This window comes from Salifodinibacter halophilus (genome assembly GCA_012999515.1).
In the GTDB taxonomy this organism is placed as follows: Bacteria; Pseudomonadota; Gammaproteobacteria; order Nevskiales; family Salinisphaeraceae; genus Salifodinibacter; species Salifodinibacter halophilus.
In genome coordinates, this window is record JABEEB010000330.1 from 1 (window position 1) to 264 (window position 264).

Here is a 264-nt window from a genome sequence, read left to right on the forward strand (position 1 = left end):
CGCCGCTGCTCCTCGGTCTCCCGGCCGTCGGCCGTCTCCTCGGCCTCCCGGAGCAGGTACTCCGAGGCCAAAAGGTAGCTCTCCTTGAGCGTCTGGTAGAACGGGTTGCTCTCCCACTCCGGCGCGGAGAAGCGTCTGTCCGATCTCCCCTCCCGCTTCTGCCGCGGCAGCCCCCAGAAACGGGCCGTCGCCTCGTTCCACACCTCCAGCGTGGATTCGAAGAGGCGGCGGTTGTACTCTAGCGCCCGCTCGGTGGCCCGCACC

1 protein-coding gene is annotated in these 264 nt (G+C 68.9%); it reads right to left on the minus strand.

The window, feature by feature from the left end:
* Nucleotides 1-263, minus strand: a 263-nt coding sequence (locus HKX41_11890; protein NNC24835.1) for a class I poly(R)-hydroxyalkanoic acid synthase, incomplete at its 3' end; no start/stop codon positions are given.
* Nucleotide 264: the final 1 nt, after the last annotated feature.